General features: G+C 65.0%; 2 protein-coding genes. Both read left to right on the forward strand.

The window, feature by feature from the left end; genetic code table 11:
- On the forward strand, positions 1-349 hold a 349-nt coding region (locus tag N5D48_RS26075; RefSeq protein ID WP_279889017.1), incomplete at its 5' end, for a phosphopantetheine-binding protein.
- Positions 350-363: 14 nt separating this feature from the next.
- The coding region (locus N5D48_RS26080) for a condensation domain-containing protein (RefSeq protein WP_279889018.1) at positions 364-1,858 on the forward strand (1,495 nt) is incomplete at its 3' end.

Consider the following 1,858-nt stretch of genomic DNA (forward strand, 5'->3'; position numbering starts at 1 on the left):
CCTGAGCCAGCACCAGCGCGCCTACGTGGCACCCCAGGGCGAGCTGGAGCAAGGCATCGCGCAGATCTGGCAAGAGGTATTGGGCATCGAGCAGGTTGGCATGGACGACAGTTTCTTCGAGCTGGGCGGCCATTCGCTGCTGGCCACCCAGGTCAGCGCGCGCATTCGCGAGCAACTGGCGGTCGAGGTACCGCTGCGCGAACTGTTCGTCACCGCCGACCTGCGTGCCTATTGCGCTCGGGTCGAGGCCCTGCGTGGCGCGCTGCAACCCCTTCAGGATGAATTGGCTAAATCCTTGGAGGCCCTCAAACGTCTATCTGGAGCGGAACTTGAGAAGCTAATTTCTTAGTAAGGAGTACGGGTGTGCAAGAGTTGATCGGGGCGGTTGGACAACTGTCGCCAAAGGAACGCAAGGCGCTGGCGGTGCTGCTCAGGCAAAAAGGCATCAATCTCTTCAGCGTCGCCCCGATCTTCAAACGGCATGCCGACGAGCCGTTGCTGCTGTCCTATGCCCAGGAGCGGCAATGGTTCCTCTGGCAGCTCGACCCGCAGAGCAGTGCCTACAACATACCCATGGCCTTGCGCCTGCAGGGCGAGCTCGATGTCGAGGCGCTGGAGCGCAGCTTCAGTGCCCTGGTCGAGCGTCATGAGTCCTTGCGCACCCGTTTCGACGACAGTGGCGAGCAGCCGTTGCAGGTCATCGAGCCGGCGCGGCCGGTGCACCTGGAGCGTGAGCAACTGACCGACAGCAGCGACCAGGCGATCCGCCGTCTGGTCGAGGCCGAGGCGCGTCGCCTGTTCGACCTGCGTGAAGGCCCGTTGCTGCGGGTCAAGCTGGTGCGCCTGGACGAGCAGGACCATGTGCTGGTGCTGACCCAGCACCATAGTGTTTCCGATGGCTGGTCGTTGCAGATCCTGGTACGCGAGCTGGTGGCGTTGTACCAGGGCCTGCGCGAAGGCCGGCCAGCGGCGCTGCCGCCCTTGCCGGTGCAGTATGCCGACTACGCCTCCTGGCAGCGTCAGTGGATGGAGTCGGGCGAGCGCGAGCGGCAGCTGGGCTACTGGCAGCAATTGCTGGGAGGCGATCAGCCCCTGCTGGAGCTGCCCCTGGACCATTCGCGACCGGCGGAGCAGCGTTTTGCCGGGGCGCGGCTGGCGATCGAGCTGGCGCCGGAGCGGGCGCAGCGCCTCAAGGCGTTGGCGCAGCGCGAGGGCGTGACGCTGTTCATGCTGTTGCTGGCGTCGTTCCAGGCGCTGTTGCACCGGCTCAGTGGCCAGGACGACATCCGCGTCGGCGTGCCGGTGGCCAACCGTGGCCGGGTGGAGGTCGAACACCTGATCGGTTTCTTCGTCAACACCCAGGTGATGAAGGCCGATATCGAGCCCGGGCAGTCGTTCAAGGCGTTCCTGGCCCAGGTTCGGCAGCGAGTATTGCAGGCCCAGGACCATCAGGACCTGCCCTACGAGCAATTGGTCGAGGCGCTGCGCCCGCAGCGCACCCTCAGCCACAACCCGTTGTTCCAGGTGATGTTCAACCACCAGAGCGAAGGGCAGCGTTCGGGCGCCGACCTGCAACTGGGGGCGTTGGCATTGCGCACCCTCGAATGGGACAACGACACGGCCCAGTTCGACCTGGCGCTGAACACCTTCGAATCCGAAGCCGGCCTGGCAGCGAGCATGGTCTACGCCACCGATCTGTTCGAACGGGCGACTGTCGAGCGATTCGCCGCTGCCTGGCAGCGCCTGCTGGATGCCATTCTGGCGGATCCCGAGCAGCCGCTTGCCGGGCTGTCGTTGCTGGATGATGCGGCACGCGAGCAAATAGTCGGGCAGTGGAACGCCACTGCCACCGAGTATT

The organism is Pseudomonas sp. GD03858 (assembly GCF_029840925.1).
Classification (GTDB): Bacteria; Pseudomonadota; Gammaproteobacteria; order Pseudomonadales; family Pseudomonadaceae; genus Aquipseudomonas.